The organism is Salinivibrio costicola subsp. alcaliphilus (assembly GCF_001996185.1).
Lineage (GTDB): Bacteria > Pseudomonadota > Gammaproteobacteria > Enterobacterales > Vibrionaceae > Salinivibrio > Salinivibrio costicola.
Genome location: NZ_MUFR01000219.1, coordinates 1 through 242 on the forward strand (window position 1 = coordinate 1; position 242 = coordinate 242).

The window sequence follows — 242 nt, forward strand, 5'->3', positions numbered from 1 at the left end:
TTACTCATAAAGAAACTGCAAAATTAGTGAAAGTGGCGGCATTAATTGCCACTGAAAAACTAACCGTTAAGAACATGACCAGCACCGCCAAAGGGACTGTTGAGAAGCATGGGAAGAACGTAAAACAAAAGGCTGGCTTGAACCGGGAAATCCTGAATACCGCGCCAGCCATGACTCTTAATTTGCTGTCCTATAAAGCGGAAGAAGCTGGTAGCGAATACGTTGAAGTACCAACAAAGCAA

General features: G+C 43.8%; 1 pseudogene. It reads left to right on the plus strand.

From position 1 onward, the window contains the following. A pseudogene (locus tag BZJ21_RS15940) lies at window positions 1-242 on the plus strand (RNA-guided endonuclease InsQ/TnpB family protein); the annotation flags it as partial.